Below are 22,583 nucleotides of genomic sequence, written 5' to 3' on the forward strand. Positions count from 1 at the left end.
CGCCTGTTTTTGGGGGCGCTCGGGTAATCCCCGATGTGGTTGTGAAACCGGTTTCATAAACTCTGCGCATCCACTCCGAACCACCCACGCCGTGAATTACCAGTTCCAGTTCGACGCCGTTTTCGCCGCATGGCCGCTGCTGCTCAAAGGCACGTGGATCACCGTGCAGCTGTCGCTCACGGCCACGGTGCTGGGGCTGGTGGTGGCCGTGTTCTGCGCCTGGGGCAAGACGAGCGGGCCGGCGTGGCTGCGGTTCTTGATCAACGCGTACATCGAGGTCATCCGCAACACGCCGTTCATCGTGCAGCTGTTTTTCTTCTTCTTCGCGCTGCCGTCCATCGGCCTGCGCTGGTCGCCCTACACCGCGGCGCTGACGGCGATGGTGGTCAACCTGGGGGCCTACGCGGCAGAGATCGTGCGGGCGGGCATCGAGTCCATCCCCAAGGGGCAGATCGAGGCGGGCAAGGCGCTCAACCTGAAGCCCTGGGAGATCTTTCGCTTCGTCATCCTCAAACCCGCGCTCAAGGCCATCTACCCCGCGCTCACCAGCCAGTTCATCCTGCTGATGCTCAGCTCGGCCGTGGTGTCGGTGATCTCGGCGGACGACCTGACCTCGGTGGCGGCGAACCTGCAGTCGCAGACCTTCCGCAGTTTCGAGATCTACATCGTGGTGGCGCTGATCTACCTGGTGCTGGCGCTGTCGTTCTCTGCGCTGTTCAAGCTGATCTACCAGCGCGCGCTCAACTACCCCGACCGCCGATAAGGAGACCCGGACCATGCGTACCTTCGGAATCTCCGAATTCCTTTTCATCCTGCAGGCCGCGCAGTGGACACTGGCGCTGTCGGCCATTGCCTTCGTCGGCGGCGCCCTGCTGGGCCTGGTGGTGGCGCTGTCGCGCACGTCCGAGAGCGCCGTGGCGCGCAATGCGTCGCGCGTGTTCATCCAGGTGTTTCAGGGCACGCCGCTGCTGCTGCAGCTGTTTTTGATCTTCTTCGGCGCGCCGGTGCTGGGGCTGGACATCAACCCCTGGGTGGCGGCGGGCGTGGCGCTGGTGCTCAACAGCGCGGCGTTTCTGGCCGAGATATGGCGCGGCTGCATCGAGGCGGTGCCGCGCGGCCAGTGGGAGGCCGCGCAGGCCCTGAACCTGAGCTACATCAACCGCATGCGCTTCGTGGTGCTGCCGCAGGCTTTCAAGATCGCGCTGCCGCCCACCGTGGGCTACACGGTGCAGATCATCAAGGGCACATCGCTGGCCGCCATCATCGGTTTCACCGAGATCACGCGGGCCGGGCAGATCATCAACAACGCCACCTTCCAGCCGCTGCATGTGTTCACCACCGTGGCGGCGCTGTACTTCGTGATCTGCTGGCCGCTGTCGCTGCTGGCCGCGCGCATGGAGCGCAAGCGGGCCCGGGCGCTCGCGCGCTGACGGCATCGCTGCCAACACCAACAGCGCCTTCGTTCATTCATTGCTTTTTTATCTCTCGTTCATAACCACTACCTGGAGACATGCCATGACCTTTTCCCTGCACCGCCGCACCGTCACCACCGCCTTGGCCGCACTGGGCCTGGGCGCCGCGCTCACGGCTTTTGCGCCGCTGGCCTCGGCACAGTCCGTGGCCGACATCAAGAAGAAGGGCGAGCTCACCATCGGCATGCTGGTGGACTTCCCGCCTTACGGCACGACCAACGCGCAGAACCAGCCCGACGGCTACGACGCCGACGTGGCCAAGCTGCTGGCCAAGGAGCTGGGCGTCAAAGCCAACATCGTGCCCGTCACCGGCCCCAACCGCATTCCCTTCCTGCTGACCAACAAGGTCGACGTGCTGGTGGCGTCGCTCGCCATCACGCCCGAGCGCGCCAAGCAGGTGCAGTTCTCGCAACCCTATGCGGCCGCCACCATCGTGCTGTACGGCAAGACGGGCAGCGCCATCAAGAGCGCGGCGGACCTGAAGGGCGTTCGCGTGGGCGTGGCCCGTGCCAGCACGCAGGATGTGGCCGTGACCAAGGCCGCGCCCGAGGGCACCGAAATCCGCCGCTTCGACGACGACGCATCGGCCATGCAGGCACTGATCTCCGGCCAGGTCGATGCCATCGGCTGCTCGGTCACCGTGGGCGCGCAGATCGCCAAGCGCGTGCCCGCCAACACCTTCGAGAACAAATTCAACCTGCTGCAGCAGGCCATGGGCATCGCCCTGCGCCCCGGCCAGGACGAGTTGACCAAGGCGGTGAACGACTTCGTGGCGCGCAACACGGCCAACGGCGAGTTGAACAAGCTGTACCAGAAGTGGCTGGGCGCGGACCTGCCCAAGCTGCAATAACCCATATCGGATGAGCGTGAGCCCCAGCCACCCAAGGAGCCTTTGACAATGACGGACGCAGTCACGACGACGAAGACCACCGCCGGTGCACCCCCCATCATCACGATGGAGGGGGTCAACAAGTGGTACGACAGCTTTCAGGTGCTGACCGACATCGACCTGTCGGTGCGGGCCGGCGAGCGCATCGTGATCTGCGGGCCGTCGGGCTCGGGCAAGTCCACGCTGATCCGCTGCATCAACCGGCTGGAGACGGTGCAAAAGGGCCGCATCGTGGTTGACGGCATTGAGCTGACCGCTGGCGGCAAGAACGTGGACGCCGTGCGTGCCGAGGTGGGCATGGTGTTCCAGCAGTTCAACCTGTTTCCGCACCTCACCATCCTCGAGAACTGCACGCTGGCGCCCATGCGATCGCGCGGCATGAGCAAGGCCGAGGCCGAAGAGGTCGCCATGAAGTACCTCACGCGGGTGCGCATTCCCGAGCAGGCGCACAAGCACCCCAGCCAGCTGTCGGGCGGGCAGCAGCAGCGCGTGGCCATTGCCCGCGCGCTGTGCATGGCCCCCAAGGTGATGCTGTTCGACGAACCCACGTCGGCGCTGGACCCGGAGATGGTCAAGGAAGTGCTGGACACCATGATCGGCCTGGCCGAGGACGGCATGACCATGCTGTGCGTGACGCACGAGATGGGCTTTGCGCGCAGCGTGGCCGACCGCGTGATCTTCATGGCCGACGGCAAGATCCTGGAGCAGGCGCCGCCCGCGCAGTTCTTCGGCCAGCCGGAGCATGAGAAGACGCGCCAGTTCCTCGGCCAGATCCTGAGCTCCCACCACGCGCACTGAGGCCGTGGTGGCCGCACGTTGACGAAGGCCCGGCTGACGGGCTTGAAAGAACATCCATGAAGGTATTGATCTCCCTGTCCTCCTTCGGCGCGGCCGAAACGGGACGCCACGGCCAGCTGTGGTGCACCGACCTGGCCCGCCAGGCGGGCGCCGACGGCGTGGAAGTGCGCGGCGAGCTGCTGCGCGACGCGGCCACCGAGCTGCCCGCGCTGGCGGGCCTGGCCGCTGTGTATTCCAGTCCCGAGGGCCTGTGGACCGTGCAGGGCCAGTTGGACGAAGCCGCCCTGCAGCGCGGCATTCATGCATCGCAGGTGCTGCACGCGCCGCGCCTGAAGATGTCCATCGGCGGCTTTGGCGTGCGGTCCGAGGCGTCGCTGCAGCGCCTCAAGGCGCTGCTGGCCGCCACCCCGCAGGTGGAACTGGTGATCGAAAACGACCAGACCGCCACCGCCGGCACGCTAGCCGCCTTGCAGGCATTCTTTGCCGCGCAGGCGCAGGCCGGGCTCGACCTGGGCATGACCTTCGACATGGGCAACTGGCACTGGCAGGGCGAATGCCCGCTGCAGGCCGCACAGGCCCTCGCGCCCCATGTGCGCTACGTGCACTGCAAGGGCGTGCAGCGCTTGCCGGCCAAGTGGATCGCGGTGCCGCTGGCGGAGTCGGTGGCGCCCTGGCGCGCCGTGCTGCGCGCGCTGCCCGCCGATGTGCCGCATGCCATCGAGTACCCGCTGGTGGGCGACGACCTGGTGGCCGTTACGCGCGGGCAGGTGGACTTCATCCGTGCGGTGCGGGGTGCTGCATGAGCGACGCTATTTCCAGTTCCGGCGGCACCGCATTCGATGTGGCCCTGTTCGGCGAAGCCATGCTGCTGCTGGTGGCCAACGAGCCCGGCCCGCTGGAGAACGCCACGGGCTTTCACAAGCGCACCGCGGGGGCCGAGACCAATGTGGCCATTGGCCTCGCGCGCCTGGGGCTGAAGGTGGGCTGGGCCAGTCGCCTGGGCACCGACTCCATGGGCCGCGCGCTGCTGGCCGCCATGCGCGGCGAGGGCATCGACTGCTCGCACGTGGTGTGCGATGCCACCCAGCGCACGGGCTTTCAGTTCAAGGAGCGCGTGACCGACGGGCGCGACCCGCAGGTCGAATACCACCGCAAGGGCTCGGCCGCCAGCCAGATGGGCCCGGCCGATGTGGACGAACCCTGGCTGCGGTCCGCGCGCCACCTGCACGCCACGGGCGTGTTCGCGGCCATCTCGGACACCAGCCTGCAGGCAGCCATCCGCACGCTCGAGGTCGCGCGCGCCGCGGGCCGCACCATCTCGTTCGACCCCAACCTGCGCCCCACGCTCTGGGCATCGCCCGAGGCCATGCGCCACTGGATCAACACCCTGGCCGGCTATGCCGACTGGGTGCTGCCAGGCCTGGAAGAGGGCGTGTTCCTGACCGGCGAAACCACGCCCGAAGGCGTGGCGCGCTTCTACCGCGAGCGGGGCGCCAGGCTGGTGGTCGTGAAGCTCGGGCCCGAGGGCGCCTACTACGACAGCGACGTGGCCGGCACCGGCCGCGTGCCCGGCGTGCCCGTGGCCCAGGTGGTGGACACGGTGGGTGCGGGCGATGGTTTTGCGGTGGGCGTCATCAGCGCACTGCTCGAAGGCTTACCCGTGCCCGCTGCCGTGCGCCGCGGCGCCTGGATCGGCGCGCGTGCGGTGCAGGTGCTGGGCGACACCGAAGGGCTGCCCACGCGGGCTCAGTTGCAGGAGGCCGGGCTGTGAGCATGCCGGAATCGATGGCGGATGGCCGCAACGCCGTGTGCAAGAAGGTAGTGGTGTTCCGCGAGCTGCCGCCCGACCAGCTGGCGCGCCTGCAGGCCCTGCACGACGTGACGGTGGCCAACCCGCGCAAGCCCGAAGAGCGTGCACTGTTCGACGCAGCGCTGGGCCAGGCGCAGGGGCTGATCGGGTCGAGCTACCCCGTCGATGCCGCGCTGCTGGCGCGGGCGCCCCGGCTGGAGGTGGTCTCCAGCGTGTCGGTGGGTGTGGACAACTACGCGCTCGACGCACTGCAGGCCCGGGGCATCGTGCTGTGCCACACGCCCGGCGTGCTGGACGAAACCGTGGCCGACACCGTGTTCGCCCTGCTCATGGCCACCAGCCGCCGCGTGGTGGAGCTGGCGCAGCTGGTGCGCGAGGGCCGCTGGACCAGGAACATCGGCGAAGACCTGTTCGGCAGCGACGTGCATGGTAAGACGCTGGGCCTGCTGGGCTTTGGCCGCATCGGCCAGGCCATCGCGCGCCGTGCGGCGCTGGGCTTTGGCATGCCGGTGCTCTACCACGCGCGCCGGCCGGTGGACCTGGCCGCCACGGCGCCTGAACTGGTGGGCAAGGCTGCGCACCTGCCGCTGGCCGAGCTGCTGGCGCGGTCAGACTTTGTGGTGGCCATGCTGCCCCTGTCGGGCAGCACGCGGGGCCTGGTCAACGCCGACGTCTTTGCCGCCATGAAGCCCGGCGCCATCTTCATCAACGGCGGGCGCGGCGCCACGGTGGTGGAGCAGGACCTGCTGCACGCGCTCGACCACGGCACGCTGCGCGCAGCGGGCCTGGATGTGTTCGCCACCGAGCCGCTGCCGCTCGACTCGCCCCTGCGCACCCACCCGCGCGTGACGCCGCTGCCCCACATCGGCTCGGCCACGCACGGCACGCGCCACGCCATGGCCGTGCTGGCCACCACCAGCTTGCTGCAGGCGCTGGCCGGTGAGCGGCCCGCCGCCGTGTATAACGCCGCGCAAGCATGACCTCACCGACACCCGCACCATCGACCACGCCCCGCGCCCGCCCCACCATCGCCGATGTCGCGGCCGAGGCCGGCGTGTCCAAGGCCACGGTGTCGCGCTACTTCAACCACCGCGAGCGCCTGCTCAGCCCCGACATCGCCGCGCGCGTCGAGGCCGCCATCGCCAAGCTGGCTTACGTGCCCAGCCCCATGGCCCAGGCGCTCAGCCACGGCCGCTCGCGCCTCATCGGGCTGGTGGTGGCCGACATCACCAACCCGTATTCGGTGGCCGTGCTGCGCGGCGCCGAGAAGGCGTGCCAGGAGGCGGGCTACCTGGTGATGCTGTTCAACCTGGGCAACGACCGCGAGCGCGAGCGCGCCGCCATCGATGCGCTGGCGAGCTACCAGGTGGACGGATTCATCCTCAACACGCTGGGGCAGGGCGAGGGGCTGGCCGACGTGACCACCCTGCACGGCAAGCCCGCGGTGCTGGTGGACCGCCGCCATGCGGGCCTGGCGGCGGATTTCGTGGCGCTCGACAACGAAGCCGCCATGCGCGACACCTGCGCGCACCTGGTGCAGCAAGGCTGGCAGGACCTGCTCTATGTCACGCAGCCGCTGCAGGGTGTGAGTTCGCGCCTGGAGCGCACGGCGGCCTTTCGCGCCTGCGTGGCGGCCCAGGGCAGGAATGTGCGCGGCGATGTGCTGGAGATCGATGCGCAGCAGGCGGGCGAGGACGCGCTGGCCCAGGCGCTGGCGGCCTTTCGCCAGCGTGCGGGGCGGGGCGCGCGCTGCGCGGTGGTCGCAGGCAATTCCGTGGTCACGCTGCGCGTGGCGGCCTCGGTCTCGCGCCTGGGCTGGACCTTCGGGCTGGAGCTGGGCTTCGTGGGCTTCGACGACCCGGAATGGGCACCGTTGATCCGGCCGGGCCTGAGCACCGTGGCGCAGCCCACCGATGCCATAGGCCAGCGCGCGGCCCGGTGCCTGCTGGAGCGCATCGGCGGCCTGCAGGGCCCGGTGCGCGAAAACCTGTTGCCCGGCACGCTCATCGTGCGCGGGTCGTCGCTGGGCACCTGACCCCGAAGGGCGTGCGCACAGGCGCTGCGGTATGCTGTGCGGCCGCCGCCCGGCATCCACCGGGCCTTCCGCCTCCACGCTGTTTTTTGCAGGTGCGCCCCCTTGCCGACCCCCTCCCTGGACATCCCCCGCATCCGCGCCGTCACCATCGACCTGGACGACACGCTGTGGCCCATCTGGCCCACCATCGAGCGCGCCGAAGCCGTACTGCTGCAGTGGATGGCCGAGCATGCGCCCGCCACCGCGCGCCTGTTCCAGAGCACCGAGGCGCTGCGCGCCATCCGCAACCAGATGGTGAACCTGCGGCCGGACCTGCAGCACGACCTGAGCGCGCTGCGCCGCGAATCCATCCGCCTGGCGCTGACCCAGGCGGGCGATGACGGCGCGCTGGCCGAGCCCGCGTTCGACCTGTTTTTTGCCGAACGCCAGCGCGTGACGCTGTTCGACGATGCGCACGATGCGCTGGCCTTCCTGTCGTCGCGCTACCCGGTGGTGGCGGTGTCCAACGGCAACGCCGACATCCACAAGGTGGGCATCGGCCACTACTTCAAGGACAGCCTGAGCGCATCGGTGCTGGGCGTGGCCAAGCCCGATGCCCGCATCTTCCAGGCAGCCGCCCAGGCGCTGCAGGTGCCGCCGCACGCGGTGCTGCATGTGGGCGACGATGCCACGCTGGACGCCCGGGGCGCCATGGAGGCCGGCATGCAGGCGGTGTGGCTGAATCCCGCCGAGGCCGCCTGGCCCTACGACACCCCGCCGCATGCCACCGTGAGCAATCTCACGGAGCTGTGCCGGCTGCTGACGGCGTAGCCCGCGCGCTCCGCGCTATCCGGGGGCAATTTCTTGTCCCAGGTCAAGGGCCCGGGGCGCCGCGGTGTGTGCCGGCTTGATCCCGGTCACCGATCCGGCCACACTGCAGGCCATGCCGAGAAACCCTCCCGCCTTGCCCGCCATCCGCACCATCGGCCTCATGCAGCCCATGACCTGGCTCGTCCTGGCCTGGCGCGACATGGCCCGCGCGGGCTGGATCAGCTTTGCCCACGGCCTGGCCCTGGCGCTTTTTGGCGCGGCGATCTTCGCGGTGGCCCACCACAGGTTCTGGCTGCTGGCCGGGGCACTGTCGGGCTTTCTGGTGATAGCCCCGGTGCTGGCCACCAGCCTGTATGCGCTGAGCCGCGCGCTGGAGCGTGGCGAGCCCGCGAACCTGGGCGTGGTACTCAAGACCTGGCTGAACTGGCAGGACAGCCACGTCAACAAATGGGGCAACGACTACTGGTGCATGGTGCAGTTCGGCGCCCTGCTGGCGCTGGCGGCCACGGGCTGGGTCATGACGTCGGCGGCTCTCATCACGCTGCTGGCGCCCGTGCCCATCCAGACGCCCCTGGATTTCCTGCGCCATGTGGTACTGGCCCGCGAGGGCTGGCTGTTCGAGATCTGGCTGGCGCTGGGCAGCCTCATGGCGGCGCCGATCTTCGCCTCCAGCGTGGTGGCCATGCCCCTGCTGCTGGACCGGCGCGCCACCTTGCTGCAGGCCGTGCTCACCAGCTGGCAGGCGGTGATCGGCAACCCGTTGCCGATGGCGTTCTGGGCGGCGCTGATCCTGGGCTTCATGCTGCTGGGCCTGGGCTCGCTGCTGCTGGGGCTGATCGCCGTCATGCCCATGCTGGGCCACGCGAGCTGGCATGCCTACCGGGATCTGGTCGATGCCTCCAGCCTGCCCGGGCGGGGGGCGGCAGCGCCCACGCAGAACCGCGGGGTGGCGCCGTGATCTTCGGTTTCACCGAGGCGCAGATCTCGGGCTTCTTCCTCACCTACGGCGTGGGCGCGTTCATCCTGTACATGCTGTTCATCATCGGGCAGCTCGCCTGGGAGTCCAAGGCCGGCCGGTTTGGCACCTTCGTGCTGTTCCTGGGCCTGGGCGTGGGCTTCCTCGGGTTCCTGGCGAAGGTCGTGATCCAGTGGTGGCTGGAGCGGTAAGGCCGCAGCGCATCGGCGCCGGGACACGGCCGCAGTGAGGTAAGGTGATGGACCGATCTACCGACCGCCTCGCCCATGTCCCTGCCTTCCGCCCCCTCCCTGCTCACCCGCGCTGAAACCAGCGGCTACACCGAGACATCGACCCACGCCGACGTGATGGCGTACGTGCGCGGCCTGGCGGCGCTGGGGGATGCCCGATTGCATGTCGCGGACTTCGGCGCATCGCCCGAGGGCCGCCTGTTGCCGCTGCTGGTGCTGTCCGCGCAAGGCCATTTCACGCCGCAGGCCGCGCAGGCCAGCGGCCTGCCCGTGGTGCTGATACTGTGCGGCATCCACGCTGGCGAAGTGGAGGGCAAGGAGGCCGCGCTGATGCTGGTGCGCGACCTGCTGCGCGGCGAGCACGGTGACGTGCTCTCGCACTGCACCGTGGTGGTGGTGCCGCTGTTCAACCCCGACGGCAATGACCGGCTGGGCACAGACAACCGCCCGCTGGACGTTGCCCACCTGCGCGGGCAGGACGGCCCGGCGCTCGTGGGCACGCGCAACAATGCGGCGGGGGTGAATCTCAACCGCGACTACATGCGCCATCGGGCTCCCGAGATGCGCCTGCTGCAGACGCGCGTGTGCCAGCCCTGGAACCCCCACCTCACGCTGGACTGCCACGCCACCAACGGCTCCATCCACCGCTTCGCGCTGACCTACGACATTCCCCACACCGAGCACACGGGCCGCAGCGAGCCCGTGGCCTATATGCGCGAACGCATGATGCCCGCCGTGCAGGCCGCGGTGAAGCGCACCGAGGGCCTGGACACCTTCTGGTATGGCAACTTCGTGCGCGACGAGGGCGGGCAGGGCCAGGGCTGGATCACCTACACCCACCACCCGCGCTTTGGCTGCAACTACCGGGGGCTGACCAATCGGCTCGACGTGCTGCTGGAGGCCTATTCGTACATCAGCTTCAAGGAGCGCGTGGCGGTGACGTATGCCGTGCTGCGCGAGGCACTGCACTACGTCGCCGGCCATGGCACGGAGATCGTGCAGCTGCTGGACGGGTGTGCCGAGCCGCCCGCCGAGGTCGCCATCCGCTATGCATTGCAGCCCATCCCAGGCACCACGGTGGAGGTTCTCACGCGGGAACCCTATGCGCTGCAAGGCGCCCCCATCAGCGTGCAGGTGCCGCATTTCGCGCACTTCGTCCCCGTGGCCACCGTGAAGCGGCCCTGGGCCTATGCGGTGCCTGCCGCCGTGGCCGACTGGCTGGAGGGCCATGGCTTGCGGCGGGCCGCCGTTGCGCCTGGCACGCTGCTCGATGCAGAAGTCCCGGTGATGCAGCAGCCCGTGGCGGTGCCGGGGCCCGCCATCCTGGAGGCGCAGGCCAGCACGCACTGGCAGGCAAGCTACCGCCGGGCGCAGCGCGCGTTGCCGCAAGGCTGGTGCGTGGTGCCCACCGGCCAGCGCCACGGCGCGATCGCGGTGTACGCGTGCGAAGCGGAAAGCGACGATGGCCTGGTGGCCAATGGCATCGTGCCGGAGCCGGTGGCGGGCGATGAATTCCTGGCATGGCGGGTGCTGGCGCCGGTGTGAGGCGGGTGCTGGGCCGGGCCGGGATGCAAACGCCCCATGCCCTGATGCTGCCTAGTCGTAGCGGAGCCGGGGATACCAGTCGGTGCCGCGGCCCTCGGGCGTGAGGTCCAGGATGGACCACAGTGCGGCGATGTCGGGCGCATCGCGCGGGTCCTGCCCGGGGTCGGCCATCTCGCGCGCCATCTCGCTGGCCCAGAACAGGCGCACCTTGTCGCCGTCGCGCCGAAAGATGGTCAGCGCCGGGTACTCGCTGCCGTCGGGCATCAGGATGCCCAGGTCGCGGGCGTAGTCGTCCCCCACGGTCTGCACGAAGTTCAGGTCGCGCCAACCCCGCTCCTGCGCAAACGCGAGCTGCCGCTCCACCGACGAGCGGCCCAGGACCTTGAGCGCGACCCGTTGCTTGATGTCGGCCGCGTTGCCATGGACGGCGCCCAGCCAGTTCGTGCACATGGGGCACGGGCGCTCGCGCTGCGGCCCGTACATCCAGAAGTAGGCCACCAGGGTTTGCTTGTCGCCAAACAGGTCGATCAGCCCGACCTCGGACCCCTGTTCGTCCTGGAAGCGGTAGTTCTTCGCGATGACCGGGCCGGGCGGCAGCGCGCGGCGCTGCTCGGTCAGGCGGCTCATGTGCCGGCGGAACTCGATCTCCTCGGCCAGCAGCGCGCGGCGGGCCTCTTCGTATGCGGCCGAGGCGCCGGGGAAGGGCGTCTTCGCGTTGCGGGCCATTTCGGCCGCGGGCTTCAGTGTGGCGGGCATGGGCTTCCTCCAGTGCGTGGCGGGTTGTGGGCGCGCGGTCTTGCACTCTGCCGCCACAGGGGGCGGTTGCAGGTAGGAAAAACCTGCGGCCCCGTGCAGGCGCAGTCCTTCACGGGCGCCTGGAGCGTGTCGGGACGGCTCAGCGTGCCCAGACCCGGAGTCCCAGGTCCTGCGCCAGGCGCCGGTAGTCCGCCAGGCTGCGCTGCACGAAATCTTCGAGCGCCGCGCCCGTCAGCGCGAACGGGTACAGGCCGTACTGCGTGCACAGCGCGGCGTAGCCGGGGGCGGCCAAGGCATCCCGCAGCGCGGTGGTCCACGCGCGCACCGCCGCATCGGGCGTGCTGGCGGCCATGTACAGGCCGCGCACCGTGGGCCAGACCAGGTCCAGACCCTGCTCGCGTGCCGTGGGCAGGCCCGCCAGGCTGCCGCCCAGACGTGCCTGCGAGAGCACCGCCAGCACGCGCAGCGGCGCGCCCTGCGCGGCTGCCTGCAGGGCCTCGGCCGCATCGCCGGTGAAAATGCCGATGTGCCCGCCCCGCAGGGCCTTGAGCGCCTCACCGCCGCCCTCGAAGGACACGAAGCGCATGCGCTTGTGGTCCTGCCCCGCCGCACGTACCAGCAGCGCGGCCTTGATCCAGTCCTGGCTGCCCAGTGTGCCGCCGGCGCCAAACACCACGCGGTTGGAGTCCCTGCGCAGCGCGGCAGCCACGTCCTGCAGGCGCTGGTAAGGCGCATCGCGGTGCACGGCCACCACGCCGTAGTCGGTGCCCAGCGTGGCGATCCAGCGCACGGTGCCCACCGGATGCGGGCCGAAGCGGCCCTGTGCGATGTTGAGCAGCGAACCGCTGGAGAAAGCGACCAGGGTGCCCGGGCCGCCCAGGCGCCCGGTGGCCACCTGGTCAAACGCCACGGCCCCGATGCCCCCGGGCAGGTAGCGGGTGCGCAGCGGGGTGCGCGCGGGCCGCACGGCCTGCAGGGCCTGCCCGGCCAGGCCGCAGGTCAGGTCGAACCCACCGCCGGGGCGTGAGGGCGCGACGCATTCCGCGGGCTCGGTGGAGGCATCCGCGGCCGCTGCGCGCGCGGGCAGGGCGCCGCCCCAGGCCGCCAGCGTTGCCAGCATCTGCCGGCGGCTCGGGGCCGTGGCCATGCCGTCTTCGCGCGAGGGGTGGGGGGCAAGGGGTTGCATGGCGGTGTGGCGGGCCGGGTTCTTCATGGCCGGGGCCACCAGAGTATGGCCAGCAGGCCGGGGCCGCCGGCGCGGGCCTCCAGCCGCAGCCGGCCCCGGTGGCGTTCCGCGATCGACCGGGCGATGGCCAGGCCCAGGCCCGAGCCGCCCGCCACGGCCTGCGAGCCGCGCCGGTAGCGGTGGCCCAGGGCGTCGCGCTCTTCGGGCGGGAGGCCCGGGCCGTTGTCTTCCACGCTCAGGCTCCAGCCCAGGCTGTCGCCGGCGGCCGACACGGTGATGGTGCCTTGCTCCGGGGTGTAGGCGATGGCGTTGGCCGCCAGGTTGGTGAGCGCCTCGCGCAGCAGCCCGCTGTCCGCCACGGCGGCCAGTTCGGCCGTGGCGGTGTGGATGCCGAAGTCGATCTGCTTGGCGCGGGCCTGCGGCAGCAGCTCCAGTGCCACGGTGCGCAGCAGCAAGGCCAGGTCGCAGGGTGCGAACTCCACCGCGGCGGTGTCGCTGCGCCCCAGGGCCAGCAGCTGCTGGGTGCTGCGCGTGGCGCGCGCGATCTCGCCGCCCAGGGCTGCCAGCGTGTCCTGAAGCCGGGCCGCGTCGGGTTCGCGGCGTGCGTAGTCGATCTGCATCTGCAGCGTGGTGAGGTGTGTGCGCAGCTGGTGCGACGCATCGTCGAGGAACTGGCGCTGCTGCGCCACCAGGTCCTGCGTGCGCGCCATCTGCTGGTTGACGGCGGTGACCAGCGGGCGGATGTCCGCGGGCAGTTCGGCGCCGGCGACCGGTGTCATGTCGTCAGGGCTGCGGGCCTGCACCTCGCGGGCCAGGCGTGCCAGGGGGCGCAGCGCCAGGGCCAGCGTGGCCGCCGTGCCCAGTACCATGAGCGCCAGCACCAGGCCATCGCGCAGCGCGGCGCGGCGGACGAAGCGGCGCGTGAACTCCTGCCGCGACTGGGTGCTTTCCGCCACCTGCACCAGCACGCTGCTTGTCCCGGGGGCGGATGGCGGCCCTTCCATCGCGCGGCGGTAGGCGGCCAGGCGCACGGATTCTCCAAAGTAGGTCGCATCGTAGAAGCGCGGCACACCGGGCTCCAGCGGCCCGGGCGGCAGGGGCAGGTCGGCGTTGCCCAGCTCCACCAGTCCATCCGACGATGCCACGCGGAAATACACGTGTCCGCTGGCCGTGAGCTCGAAGAATTCCAGCATGCTGTAGGGCAGCTCGGCCGAGAGCCCGCCCGAGGCGGTGGAGATGTTGGCATCGATGGACTTGAGCGCGCCCAGCAGCGAGCGGTCGTAGGCCGCGTTGGCGGCCTCCAGCGCGTCGTGCCGGGTCATCCACAGCTCCACGCCCGTCACCACGGCCAGCAGCGGCAGCAGCAGGCACGCCAGCAGCCGCCACAGGCTGGCACGGCGCAGGCGTGCGGCCAGGCCCATGTTCAGTGCGATTCCAGTGCGTAGCCCAGGCCGCGCAGCGTGACGATGCGCACGCCGCTGCCGTCGAGCCGCTTGCGCAGGCGGTGCACGAACACTTCCACGGCCTCGGGGTGCACGTCGTCATCGTCGGAGAACACGCGCTCCAGGATCTGCTGCTTGGAGAACGGCTCGCCGCTGCGCTGCACCAGCACGCGCAGCACGGCCTGCTCGCGCGGCGACAGCGCCAGGGGTTCGCCCTGCAGCACGAATTGCCTGCGCGCGCTGTCGTACGCCAGCGGGCCACATGCCAGGCGCGGGTGGTCGGTGCCGCGCGCGCGGCGCACCAGGGCGTGCAGGCGCGCCTCCAGCTCGGCCAGCTCGAACGGCTTGGCCAGGAAGTCGTCCGCCCCGGCATTGAGCAGCCGCACGCGCTCGTCCAGCGAATCGCGCGCGGTGAGGATCAGCGTGGGCAGGCGCTGGTCGCGGTCGCGCAGGCGCTGCAGCACCGCGTGACCGTCTAGGCCCGGCAGGCCCAGGTCCAGGACCAGTGCGTCGTAGTTGTCGTGCTGCTGCAGCGATCGGTCGGCCAGGCGGCCGTCATTCACCCATTCCACCTGGATGCCCGCGTGCTCCAGCGCGCGGCTGAGCCAGGTGCCCAGGCTGTGTTCGTCTTCGGCCAGAAGGATGCGCATGGAGGGGATGCTAATGCTGTTGTGCAGTGCCATCGCCGAGGCACGTGCGCCCGGGCCGCAGGCCTGGCGCGCCCCGCCAGCGCCACCGTGGAACTGGCTTTGCTAGGCCACGGGTGGCGTCCCCCTCTGGGGGGAAGACGCGAAGCGACTCAGGGGGCTTCCTAATCCGGCTTGACCTGCGCGCGCTTGAGCACCTTCTGCCAGCGCGCCTGTTCGGAGGCGATGAACTGCGCGAACTGCGCCGGCGTGCCGCCGATGGCTTCGGCCGCATCACCGCTCAGGCGCTTGAGCGATTCCGGCGCCTTGACGGCCTTCATGGTTTCGGCGGCCAGCTTGTCCAGGTGCTCCTGCGTGAGGCTGGCCGGGGCCAGCATGCCGTACCACTGTGTCATCTCGAAACCCGGGAAGCCCTGCTCGGCCACGGTGGGCACATCGGGCAACTGGGGCAGGCGCTGGGTCGATCCCGTGGCGATGCAGCGCACCTTGCCCGACTTGATGAAGGGCAGCATGGCGGCGGCGCCCACGGAAGCGGCGTCAAGCCGGCCCGAGAGCAGGTCGGTCATCATGGGGCCGGTGCCGCGGTAGGGCACGTGCAGCATGAAGATCTCGGCCGTCATCTTCAGGTACTCGAAGGCCAGGTGGCCGGCGCTGCCGTTGCCCGCCGAGCCGTAACTGAGCTTGGCGGGGTTCTTCTTGGCGTAGGCGATGAATTCCTTGAGGTTCTTGGCCGGCACGTCGGGGTGCACGACGTACAGGCTGGGCACCTTGGCCAGCAGGCTCACGGGCTTGAAGTCCTTGTTGGCGTCGTAGGGCAGCTTGTCGAAGATGTACGGGTTCACGGCGAGCGTGCCGATGTGGCCCAGGATCAGCGTGTGCTGGTCGTCGGCGCGCGCCACCTCCTGCATGGCGATGTTGCCGGCCGCACCGGGCTTGTTGTCCACGAACACGCTCTGGCCCAGCGTCTTGGTCAGCTCGGCGGCGGTGGAGCGGGCGACGATCTCGGAGCTGCCGCCCGGCGCGAAGGGCACGACGAAACGCACCGACTTGGAAGGCCATGCGGCCTGTGCCGACACCGATGCGGGCAGCAGGCCGCCCAGCGCCAGGGCGCCGCCGGCACCGAGCAGGTGGCGGCGGTTGGGGTGGAGGGTGTGGGAATGGGGGGTGTGGGAATGGGGGGTGTCTGTAGGCATGCTTGTCTCCGTGAAAGCCATCAAGGCGTGACAGCCGCCATGGTGCGCGCCGCGTGCTTTCGGAATGCTGTCAGTCGGCCTGGGGTTTTCCCGGGGGCGCGGCCAGGGCGCCCGAGCGCCGGGTCAGGGGAGCGCGGCCACCGCGGTACCGCTGAGCACCGCCCCTTCCAGCGTGGCGGGGTAGGGGCCGTCCACATAGTCACCGCAGGCCGAGAGCCCGGGCAGCACCTGCATGCCGGGGCGTGCAAGGCCGGGCGTGCAGGCAAAGGTGGCGCGTTTTTCCACCACCGTCTGTACGGGCGACAGGGAGCCGATGCCCAACTGCGCGGCGGCTTGCCGCAGCACCTGCTGTTCGATGTGGGTGCGCTCGCCTTCGCTGGCGCTCACCACGAACGCGAGCAGGCCCTGGTTGCCGTCCAGCTGGCCACGGTCGAACACGAACTGCGCGGGGCTGTCCGGGGCGCTGCGCAGCGCCAGCATGGGCTGGGCCAGGCGCGCACCCGCCCCGTGGGCATAGACGGTGGTGATGGCCTCGAAGTGCAGGGCGCCGGCCAGGGCGCTCCACCGGCCGGCACTGGCCAGCCCCGCCATGCCGGCCACACCCGCCACGAGCCGGCTGGCCTCCCACGAAGGGCATGCGAGGGTCACGTGGTCGAACACCTCCGGTGCATTGTCCGTGGTGCCCGGCGCACCGGCGGCGCCGACGACCTGCCAGCGCCCGGCGTGCTGCGGCTGCAGCCGCTGCACGCGCTGGCCGGTGAGCACCTGGTGGCGGCCCTGCGCCTGCAGCCAGCGCGCCGCAGGCTCGGGAAAAAGCGCGCCCAGGTCGGCGCGCGGCAGCAGCAGGTTGGAGCCGCCGCGCCCGCTGAACAGGCTGTCCCGCAGCACGCGCAGAAACACCTGGCCGCTGGCCTGGTGCGCCGGGGTGTTGAGGGCCGACACACACAGCGGGTCGATGAACTCTGCCATGAGGCGGGGCGTGAGCGGCGCGCACAGGTCGGCCACCGAGGTCGTGGGCGCGCAGCGGAATCCCCTGATCTGCCAGGCGGTGGCCGTGCGCAGCAGGGCCAGCTTGTCGCGCCAGCTCCAGCCCCTGGCGCGCGCGATGCCCAGCAAGGCATCCAGTGGGGGCGGCAGGTCGGGCAGCCGCAGTCCCTGGCCATCCGGAAACTGCAGCGTGAGCGGCAGGCGCAGCAGCGCGGTGCTGGCGTCCACCCCCACCAGGCGCATCAGGCGCAGGCTTTCGGCGTAGGCGCCGATGAGGATGTGCTGGCCGTTGTCGAGCGTGACCACCTCGCCCCCCGGCAGCGTGGCGGGCACGGCACGCGCCCGGCCGCCCACGGTGCGGGCGGCTTCGAACACCGTGACCTCGCGGCCCGCCTGGGCGTGCGCGATGGCTGCGGCCATGCCGGCCCAGCCCGCGCCGATGACGGCGACTTTCATGGATGCTGCCGCACGGCCGCTACATCCGTCCGAGCGCCTGCACCTTCCACGCCAGCCAGAACTTGCGCAGCGGCGTGAGGCGGATGCGCTGGTGCAGCACCTGGAAGTTCTCGTGCTCGATCTCGCGCAGCAGCGTGCGGTAGATGCTGGCCATCATCAGGCCGGGTTTCTGCGCGCGGCGGTCGGCATCGGGCAAAAGGGCAAACGCCTCGTCGTACAGGCGGTGCGCGCGCTCGGCCTGGAAGCGCATGAGCGCGGTGAAGCGGTCGGAGTAGGTGCGCTTGAGGATCTCGTGCGCCTTCACGTCGAACTGCTGCAGCTCGCTCACGGGCAGATAGATGCGGCCCAGCATGGCGTCCTCGCCCACGTCGCGGATGATGTTGGTGAGCTGGAAGGCCAGGCCCAGCGTGTGGGCGTACTGCGTGGTGCGCCCGTCGGTCTGGCCGAAGATGCGCGCCGTGACCTCGCCCACGATGCCGGCCACCAGGTGGCAGTAGCCCTTGAGGCCCGCGAAGTCGAGGTAGCGCGTCTGCTCCAGGTCCATCTGGCAGCCATCGATGACGGCCTGCAGGTGGCGCTGCTCGATGCCGTATTCGGCGGTGTGCGGCATCAGCGCCAGCATCACGGGGTGGGTGGGCTGGCCGGCATAGGCCTTGGCCACTTCGGCCTGCCACCAGGCCAGCTTGGTGCGCGCCACGCCGGGGTCGCTGACCTCATCGACCACGTCATCCACCTCGCGGCAGAACGCATAGAACGCCGTGATGGCCGCGCGGCGCGGCGCGGGCAGGAAGAGAAAGGCGTAATAGAAGCTGCTGCCCGAGGCCACGGCTTTTTGCTGTACGTACTGCTGCGGTGTCATGGGGCGGAATTGTCCCATGGCGCACCCCGCGCGGCGGGGATCCGCGGTTTGGCGCGCTTTTGGCCCCTGGCGCTCTTCCATCCAGCGCGAGTCGCTACTTTTTTGATAGCGATGGGGCGGCGCGGTGGCGCCTCAGCATTCGACCACGTTCACCGCCAGCCCGCCGCGCGAGGTCTCCTTGTATTTGACCTTCATGTCCGCGCCGGTCTGCATCATGGTCTTGATGACCTTGTCGAGCGAGACCACGTGCTGGCCGTCGCCGCGCAGCGCCATGCGGGCGGCGTTGATGGCCTTGATGGCGCCCATGGCGTTGCGCTCGATGCAGGGAATCTGCACCAGGCCGCCCACGGGGTCGCAGGTCATCCCGAGGTTGTGTTCCATGCCGATCTCTGCGGCGTTCTCGATCTGCTCGGGGCTGCCACCCATCACGGCGGCCAGCGCGCCGGCGGCCATGGAGCAGGCCACGCCCACCTCGCCCTGGCAGCCGACCTCGGCGCCCGAGAGCGAGGCGTTCTCCTTGTAGATGATGCCGATGGCGCCGGCGGTGAGCAGGAAGGTGGCGATGCCGTCCTCGTTCGCGCCTGGAAGAAAGTTCACGTAGTAGTGCAGCACGGCCGGTATCACGCCGGCGGCGCCGTTGGTGGGGGCGGTCACCACGCGGCCGCCAGCGGCGTTTTCCTCGTTGACGGCCATGGCATACAGGTTCACCCAGTCCAGCATGGACAGCGGGTCGCGCAGGGCGGCCTCGGGCGATCCGCTCAGGCTCTTGTGCAGTTCGGCCGCGCGGCGGCGCACCTGCATGGGGCCGGGCAGGTGGCCGGTGCTGGCGCAGCCGCGCTGCACGGCGGCCGCCATGGTCCGCCAGATCGCCATGAGCTGGCGCCGCACCTCGCCGGCGCTGCGCCAATGCTCTTCGTTGGCGGCCATGAGCTGGGCCGGTGTGAGGCCGCTGGCCTGGCATTGGGCCAGCAGCTCGGCCCCGGTGCGAAAGGGGTAGGGCAGGCCCCGGGCGTGGCCCGCGGCATCGGCCCCGCAGGTGGCTGCCAGATTGAGCACGCGCTCCCCCGAGGCGTCGGTCACGAAGCCGCCACCCACCGAGTAGTACTCGCGCTGGGCAATTTCCCGGCCCTGTGCGTCAAAGGCATGCAGGCACAGCCCGTTGGGGTGCAGCGGCAGGCTCCTGCGCCTGAACAGCAGATGGTCTTTTTCCACAAAGGCAATGGCGCGCTCGCCCAGCAGGGCCAGCGACTGGCGGCCGCGGATCTCGGCAATGGCGGGGGCGATGCGGTCCGGGTCGATGTGGTCGGGCTCGTACCCGGCCAGGCCCAGCAGCACGGCCTTGTCGGTGCCGTGGCCCACGCCCGTGGCCGACAGCGACCCGAACAGCTCCACCGTGACACCGTGCACGGCGGCCAGCCCCACGCCATCCCGCAGGTGGCAGGCAAACTGCCGCGCCGCGATCATGGGCCCCACGGTGTGGGAGCTGGACGGGCCGATGCCGATCTTGAAGAGGTCGAAAACGCTGACGGACATGGTGTGTGGCATACCGGGTAGGTTTTGGGGATGCGTGGAACCCCTGGGGCCCTGGTCCATGGAAAGCAGCGATGGCGCGGGTGGCGCCATCGCTGTTCTCGAGGCAACAGCATCTTTCGCACTGCCGGTTCTCTTGGTGCCCGCAGTGGGCGCGAGGCTAACCGTGCAGGCGCCGGCCGGCACACGCGTAATCCCTGATGAGCGGGGCCCCGGGTCCATCACCCTGCGCGGCGTTGCACGTGCTGAAATTCAATATTGATAGCAAAATATTGAACGGGCAAAAGCGGTAGCGGCGCTTTTGCCGTATCGCTCTGGCCGCTCCCACCAGGCCGCATGGCGCGGCTTGTCACCCATGAATGTTTCTTACAGTGGGGTGGGCCGGGCCGCCACGAGTGCGAGGGACACCGTGGCCTGGGGTGTGCACGGCGAAGGATGCGGCGTGATGCGGGGGAGTGTGGGCCAGCGCGCGGCCCGTGGGCGCAGCACCGCCAGCACGGCGGCCCGGGCGGCGGGGCCGCGCACGAACACGTCGCACGACAGGATGCTCCGGGGATCGGCGCCGGCTTCGCGCAGCAGGCGCTCGGCCGCCGCGAGCACCTGCATGAACTGAACATGGTCGTTCTCCCGCCCGCCGGGCGGTGAATCAGAGGCCGTGCAGGCCACGCGGATGGAGAGCGTGGTGCGTGCATGCCATACCCCCACGCACAGGGCCCGCGCGGCATGTCCCGCCGTCATGCGGGGCCTTCGCTGCGGAGGTGCCCCGGTTGCAGCCCGCTCGCGGACAGCGCCCTCGCGGCCTGGGAGGCGGCCCATGGCGCGAAGAACCACCGGGCGTAGCCTCTGCGCCAGGGCGCTGGCGAGGGCGGACGGCAGGGCACGGCCACCGGTGCCGTGCACACCCGGCACATAATGAGTAAATCTATCCAGTCCGCAGGTGGGTTTCGATGCATGCCGGTGATCGTACGGAGCACGCCAGCCTGTAACTATCGACAATATTTCGTCCAATCATGAATTCAGCTCATGGAAAAAGCGGTGCCGGCCTGCCGCCCGCCGGTCCGGGCGGGGGCAACGGCGCACGCCGCCTGCCGCCGCTGAACATGCTGCGTGCGTTCGAGGCGGCAGGGCGCCTGCTGAGCGTGACCCATGCGGCCCGCGAAATGAGCGTGACGCAGAGCGCCGTGAGCCACCAGATCAAGGCCCTGGAGTCCTGGCTGGGCGTGGCCCTGGTGGCGCGCGAAGGCCGTAGGCTGGCGCTCACCACCGCGGGCGCGGCGCTGTTGCCCGGGCTCACCCGCGCACTGGATCTGATGGCGCAATCCACGGCGGGCATCGAGCGGCTCACCCGGCGCGGCACGCTGGTGGTGAATGCCACGTCCACGCTGGCCTCGCAGTGGCTGATCCCGCGGCTGGCGGGTTTTTGCGCACAGATGCCGGGGCTGGACGTGCAGCTGGTCACCACGCTGGGCCACCTGGATTTCGAGCCCGCCCAGTACGACGTGTCGATCCGCTGCTTCGCCGACAGCGAGCTGGCGGCGCTGCCCGCGCGCGCGGGCTGGCGGGACGTGGCGCTGGGGCCCTTCATCCCCGACAAGCTCACCCCGGTGTGCAGCCCGGCCCTGCTGGCGGGCGATGGGGCGATGGAGTCGCCGCAGGGGCTGGCGCGGCACACCCTGCTGCACAGCCGGTCCACGCCGGTGGCCTGGCAGCGGTGGCTGGAAGAGGCGGGCGCGCCAGGCCTGCAGCCTGCGGGCGACCTGGTGTTCGACCACGCGCACCTGAGCGTGCAAGCCGCCATCCAGGGTCTGGGCGTGGCGCTGGGCAACCCCCGATTCCTGAACGATGCGCTCGCGGGCGGCCTGCTGGTCATGCCGTTTGCCCAGCGCCTGTCGGGCGAGAAGAACTACTACTGGCTGCGGCCCGCGCGCGCGGCGGACGACCCGGTGTCGGTTGCGTTCTGCGCGTGGCTGGCGGTGGCCTGAAAGCGCGTTGACTCACATCGCCACTGCCCGCCAGAGCATCACGCACCAGTCCCAGGCGTGCAGCCGGGGGCGGGTGTGCAGGCTACCGCCCTGGAGCCCGTCCACCTTGTCGAGAATGCGCAGGCCGCCTTGCACCACCAGCCGCAGCTCCCAGCCCGCACGGCCGGGCAGACGGTGGACCAGGGGGGCGCCGCTGCGCATGGTGGCGCGCGCCCAGCGCGCGCAGTTGGTGATCAGGCGGGCGTTTTCGGGTGTGCTTTGCAGCGCCAGCAGTTCGGCCTGGCCGGCGCCGTGGCCCGCGCAGTCGGCGCGCGGCAGGTAGTGGCGTCCTCGGGGGATGTCCACGCTCAGGTCCTGCCAGAAGTTGATCAGCTGCAGCGCGGTGCAGATGGCATCGCTCTCCTGCAGCGCCTTGGCATCCGTCACGCCATACAGATGCAGCAGCAGGCGGCCCACCGGGTTGGCCGAGCGGCGGCAATAGTCCAGCAGCTCACTGCGGTCGGCGTAGCCCTCGGCGTCGCGGGTTTTCTCCACGTCCTGCACGAAGGCGCTGAGCAGGTCCTGCAGCAGCGGCAGGGGCAGCTGGTGGCTGCGCAGCACCCCTTGCAGGGGCAGGAAGACGCCGGCCCAGCGGGGCGACGGGGGCCGGCCCTGGGCGATGGCTTGCAGATCGGCGTGGTATGCGGCCAGGTCCGCCAGGCGGCTGGCGGCCGGGGCATCGCCTTCGTCCGCGATGTCGTCGGCGGTGCGGGCAAAGCCATAGATGGCTGCGATGGGCTGGCGCAGGCGCGGCGGGCACAGCAGCGATGCCACGGGGAAATTCTCGTAGTGGGTCACGGGCGGCGCGGCCACCGGGGTGGCCGGCGGCGGCGTGGGGGCGGTTGGAGAAGGGGGGCTGGATCGGTCGTTCACACCCGGGATTGTCGCTTGACAAGGCGGGAGGCTTCTCATAGATTACTAACCGGTCAGTCAGTAATCAG

The 22,583-nt window shown here is 70.3% G+C and carries 23 protein-coding genes; 13 read left to right on the forward strand and 10 right to left on the reverse strand.

The genetic code is table 11. The features are described 5' to 3' along the window. Positions 1-91 precede the first annotated feature (91 nt). The 12 genes from AC1RVY_RS08725 to AC1RVY_RS08780 all read left to right on the forward strand — a co-directional run bounded on the left by AC1RVY_RS08725 (position 92) and on the right by AC1RVY_RS08780 (position 10,565). A complete protein-coding gene (locus tag AC1RVY_RS08725) occupies positions 92-763 on the forward strand; it encodes an amino acid ABC transporter permease (protein ID WP_218340761.1) in 672 nt (223 codons plus the stop codon). A 13-nt stretch (positions 764-776) separates the two neighbouring features. Further along, positions 777-1,430: an amino acid ABC transporter permease gene (locus AC1RVY_RS08730; protein ID WP_218340762.1), complete on the forward strand. Its 654-nt coding sequence runs from the start codon at positions 777-779 to the stop codon at positions 1,428-1,430. 85 nt (positions 1,431-1,515) lie between these two features. Beyond that, positions 1,516-2,322 (forward strand): transporter substrate-binding domain-containing protein, encoded by an 807-nt coding sequence (locus tag AC1RVY_RS08735; RefSeq protein ID WP_492806247.1) that lies wholly within the window; start codon positions 1,516-1,518, stop codon positions 2,320-2,322. Between the two features lie 48 nt (positions 2,323-2,370). After that, on the forward strand, positions 2,371-3,159 hold the full coding sequence (locus tag AC1RVY_RS08740) for an amino acid ABC transporter ATP-binding protein (RefSeq protein WP_492254967.1): 789 nt from the start codon (positions 2,371-2,373) through the stop codon (positions 3,157-3,159). A gap of 56 nt (positions 3,160-3,215) precedes the next feature. Continuing rightward, positions 3,216-3,962 (forward strand): sugar phosphate isomerase/epimerase family protein, encoded by a 747-nt coding sequence (locus AC1RVY_RS08745; RefSeq protein WP_492806249.1) that lies wholly within the window; start codon positions 3,216-3,218, stop codon positions 3,960-3,962. After that, entirely contained in the window at positions 3,959-4,930 is a 972-nt protein-coding gene (locus AC1RVY_RS08750; RefSeq protein ID WP_492806251.1) for a sugar kinase, read from the forward strand. The genes AC1RVY_RS08745 and AC1RVY_RS08750 overlap by 4 nt, the downstream gene beginning before the upstream one ends. A gap of 2 nt (positions 4,931-4,932) precedes the next feature. Then, positions 4,933-5,949 (forward strand): 2-hydroxyacid dehydrogenase, encoded by a 1,017-nt coding sequence (locus tag AC1RVY_RS08755; protein ID WP_492806546.1) that lies wholly within the window; start codon positions 4,933-4,935, stop codon positions 5,947-5,949. Further along, a complete protein-coding gene (locus AC1RVY_RS08760; RefSeq protein WP_492806253.1) occupies positions 5,946-7,004 on the forward strand; it encodes a LacI family DNA-binding transcriptional regulator in 1,059 nt (352 codons plus the stop codon). Before AC1RVY_RS08755 ends, AC1RVY_RS08760 begins: the two co-directional genes overlap by 4 nt. A gap of 102 nt (positions 7,005-7,106) precedes the next feature. Beyond that, positions 7,107-7,814, forward strand: coding sequence for an HAD family hydrolase (locus AC1RVY_RS08765; protein ID WP_492246066.1), 708 nt, complete (start codon positions 7,107-7,109; stop codon positions 7,812-7,814). A 112-nt stretch (positions 7,815-7,926) separates the two neighbouring features. After that, positions 7,927-8,772, forward strand: a complete 846-nt coding sequence (locus AC1RVY_RS08770) for a DUF2189 domain-containing protein (RefSeq protein ID WP_492806255.1) — start codon at positions 7,927-7,929, stop codon at positions 8,770-8,772. Then, positions 8,769-8,981, forward strand: a complete 213-nt coding sequence (locus AC1RVY_RS08775; RefSeq protein ID WP_044402495.1) for a DUF2788 domain-containing protein — start codon at positions 8,769-8,771, stop codon at positions 8,979-8,981. Before AC1RVY_RS08770 ends, AC1RVY_RS08775 begins: the two co-directional genes overlap by 4 nt. 75 nt (positions 8,982-9,056) lie before the next feature. Next, positions 9,057-10,565 carry a M14 family metallopeptidase gene (locus tag AC1RVY_RS08780; protein ID WP_492806257.1) on the forward strand — a complete coding sequence of 503 codons (1,509 nt, stop codon included), beginning with the start codon at positions 9,057-9,059 and terminating at the stop codon, positions 10,563-10,565. Between the two features lie 51 nt (positions 10,566-10,616). Here AC1RVY_RS08780 and AC1RVY_RS08785 read toward each other — a convergent pair whose 3' ends face one another. The 9 genes from AC1RVY_RS08785 to AC1RVY_RS08825 form a co-directional block, all read right to left on the reverse strand. Then, positions 10,617-11,321, reverse strand: a complete 705-nt coding sequence (locus AC1RVY_RS08785; protein WP_369642152.1) for a DUF899 family protein — start codon at positions 11,319-11,321, stop codon at positions 10,617-10,619. Positions 11,322-11,460: 139 nt separating this feature from the next. Next, on the reverse strand, positions 11,461-12,507 hold the full coding sequence (locus AC1RVY_RS08790; RefSeq protein WP_492806259.1) for a Bug family tripartite tricarboxylate transporter substrate binding protein: 1,047 nt from the start codon (positions 12,505-12,507) through the stop codon (positions 11,461-11,463). A 23-nt stretch (positions 12,508-12,530) separates the two neighbouring features. After that, positions 12,531-13,928: a sensor histidine kinase gene (locus tag AC1RVY_RS08795; protein WP_218294093.1), complete on the reverse strand. Its 1,398-nt coding sequence runs from the start codon at positions 13,926-13,928 to the stop codon at positions 12,531-12,533. Between the two features lie 2 nt (positions 13,929-13,930). Further along, positions 13,931-14,599, reverse strand: coding sequence for a response regulator (locus AC1RVY_RS08800; protein ID WP_218294094.1), 669 nt, complete (start codon positions 14,597-14,599; stop codon positions 13,931-13,933). A gap of 161 nt (positions 14,600-14,760) precedes the next feature. Further along, positions 14,761-15,789 carry a Bug family tripartite tricarboxylate transporter substrate binding protein gene (locus AC1RVY_RS08805; RefSeq protein WP_492806261.1) on the reverse strand — a complete coding sequence of 343 codons (1,029 nt, stop codon included), beginning with the start codon at positions 15,787-15,789 and terminating at the stop codon, positions 14,761-14,763. Positions 15,790-15,912: 123 nt separating this feature from the next. Beyond that, entirely contained in the window at positions 15,913-17,232 is a 1,320-nt protein-coding gene (gene hpnE / locus AC1RVY_RS08810; protein ID WP_492806263.1) for a hydroxysqualene dehydroxylase HpnE, read from the reverse strand. Positions 17,233-17,251: 19 nt separating this feature from the next. Continuing rightward, the gene (gene hpnD, locus AC1RVY_RS08815; protein WP_218340771.1) at positions 17,252-18,091 is read right to left on the reverse strand and encodes a presqualene diphosphate synthase HpnD; all 840 of its coding nucleotides are present in this window, start codon (positions 18,089-18,091) and stop codon (positions 17,252-17,254) included. A gap of 132 nt (positions 18,092-18,223) precedes the next feature. Further along, positions 18,224-19,624 carry an L-serine ammonia-lyase gene (locus AC1RVY_RS08820; protein WP_369642156.1) on the reverse strand — a complete coding sequence of 467 codons (1,401 nt, stop codon included), beginning with the start codon at positions 19,622-19,624 and terminating at the stop codon, positions 18,224-18,226. Positions 19,625-19,987: 363 nt separating this feature from the next. Continuing rightward, a complete protein-coding gene (locus AC1RVY_RS08825) occupies positions 19,988-20,359 on the reverse strand; it encodes a hypothetical protein (RefSeq protein WP_492806266.1) in 372 nt (123 codons plus the stop codon). 272 nt (positions 20,360-20,631) lie between these two features. Between AC1RVY_RS08825 and AC1RVY_RS08830 the strand changes: the two genes are divergently transcribed. Continuing rightward, positions 20,632-21,603, forward strand: coding sequence for a LysR substrate-binding domain-containing protein (locus AC1RVY_RS08830; RefSeq protein ID WP_492806268.1), 972 nt, complete (start codon positions 20,632-20,634; stop codon positions 21,601-21,603). Between the two features lie 12 nt (positions 21,604-21,615). Here the strand turns inward: AC1RVY_RS08830 and hpnC are convergent, their stop codons facing one another. After that, on the reverse strand, positions 21,616-22,554 hold the full coding sequence (hpnC, locus tag AC1RVY_RS08835) for a squalene synthase HpnC (RefSeq protein WP_218340775.1): 939 nt from the start codon (positions 22,552-22,554) through the stop codon (positions 21,616-21,618). Positions 22,555-22,583: the final 29 nt, after the last annotated feature.

Source organism: Acidovorax sp. GW821-FHT11A03 (assembly GCF_058809075.1).